We start from the raw sequence: 1,708 nt of genomic DNA, 5'->3' as shown, positions 1-1,708 counted from the left end.
ATGCAGAATCCACGGCCGGGGGCGGGGAGGGGGCCGGTGCCGGGCCCGCGACCGGCGCGAACCCCGTCATCGGGTCCTCCGAGTTCAGCAACTCCACGGCGTGCCGACCCAGTTGGGCGATCAGCGCGCCGGGCAGCCACGGCTCGCGGGAGGCCTCGGCGACCGGCGCGAGGCGCTCGGCCAGCGCCTCGGTGGCCGGTCGGGCGGCGGGGTCCTTGGCGAGGCAGTCGGCCACCAGCGCCCGCAACCCATCGGGCAGTTCGTCGAGGTCCGGCTCCTCCTCCGCGACCCGGAACAGCAGTACGTGCAACCCGCTGTCGGTGCTGCCGAAGGGGGTGCGGCCGGTGGCCGCGTAGGCGAGCACCGAGCCGAGGCAGAAGACGTCCGAGGCCGGCGTGAGGGTCTCGCCGCGCACCTGCTCGGGGGACATGAAGCCGGGCGAGCCGACGGTGGAGCCGGTGCGGGTCACCCCGGGTGCGGTGCTCTCCAGGACGCGGGCGATGCCGAAGTCGATGACCCGGGGGCCGTCGATGGTCAGCAGGATGTTGGAGGGCTTGAGGTCGCGGTGGATCAGTCCGGCGCCGTGGATGGCCCCCAGGGCCCGGGTCAGGCCGTGCGCGAGGATCAGCACGGACCGCTCGGGCAGCGGCCCGTGCCGGCCGGTCACGACGTCGTGCAGGGAGGGACCGGCGATGTAACCGGTGGCCACCCACGGGACGTCCGCCTCCGGGTCGGCGTCCAGCACCGGCGCGGTCCAGGTGTCGCCCACCCGGCGGGCCGCGGTGATCTCCTGCGCGAACCGGCGGCGGAAGTCGGGCTCGCCGGCGAGGATCGAGCGGATGGTCTTGACGGCCACCGTCCGGCCGCGCGGGGAGCGGGCCAGGTAGACGTTGCCCATGCCGCCCTCGCCGAGACGGGCGATCAGGCGGTAGTCACCGATGGCTCGGGGATCGTCGGGCGTCAGTGGCTCCATGCGCGGCGATCTCCCCCGGGCGGTGCGGTGCCGGGCGTCCCCGGCGGCTTCGGTTGTGGTCCGGTGTCCGGTGAGTGGGACGATTCGGCCGGCCGCGCGGTTGCGGTCGGCCGGTGCCCCCGGCCACGCCGGGCCTTTTCCCGGCGTACACAGGAGAATAGGCCCCCGGCCCCGGGGCCGGTACGGCCGCCCGGATACCGGTTTCCGGCCGGCCGGTTCCCGTCGGCGCGGGGGTGCCCGGGCACCCCCGCCGGCGCGGGGTCGCTCAGCCGGGGGCCGGGGGATCACCCGGCTCCCCGGTCGTCGCGCCGGCGCTCTCCAGGGCCCGGCCGAGGTGTTCCAGGACCTCCACCACCTCGGCGAAGCGGTCGGGGCCGCCCAACGCGGCGCACAGGCGTTCGGCCAGTGCCGCGTGGCCGGGGTCGAGGCGCCGCACCGCCTCCCGCCCCGCCGGGGTGGCGGTCAGCAGTTTGGCGCGGCGGTGGGCGGGGTTCGGTTCCCAGCCGGCCAGGCCGTCGGCGACCAGGGCGTCGGCCAGGCGCTGCACGCCCTGCCGGCTGACCCCCGTCCCCCGGGCGATGCCGGCCACCGGCAGCGGCGTGCGGAGCACGGCTCCGAGCACCTGCCGTCGGGCGGCGGTCAGGCCGACCGGCCGGGCCAACTCCTCGGAGACGGCGAGGAACCGGCCGTGGAGCCGGAGGACGCCGAGGGCGCAGGAGTCGAGCAGGGCGGGGG

The 1,708-nt window shown here is 76.8% G+C and carries 2 protein-coding genes; both read right to left on the bottom strand.

Features of this window, described 5'->3' with window-relative positions:
* Nucleotides 1-973 (bottom strand): serine/threonine-protein kinase (locus FOE67_RS24930; RefSeq protein WP_182667076.1); only part of this gene is annotated, 973 nt, incomplete at its 3' end.
* Nucleotides 974-1,238: 265 nt separating this feature from the next.
* Entirely contained in the window at nt 1,239-1,700 is a 462-nt protein-coding gene (locus FOE67_RS24925) for a MarR family winged helix-turn-helix transcriptional regulator (RefSeq protein WP_182667077.1), read from the bottom strand.
* Between the last annotated feature and the right edge of the window lie 8 nt (nt 1,701-1,708).

Origin of the sequence: Streptomyces calidiresistens, from assembly GCF_014141525.1 — a bacterium.
Lineage (GTDB): Bacteria > Actinomycetota > Actinomycetes > Streptomycetales > Streptomycetaceae > Streptomyces > Streptomyces calidiresistens.
The sequence above is the reverse complement of the archived record's forward strand: the minus strand, read 5'-3'. Positions and strand labels throughout refer to the sequence as shown.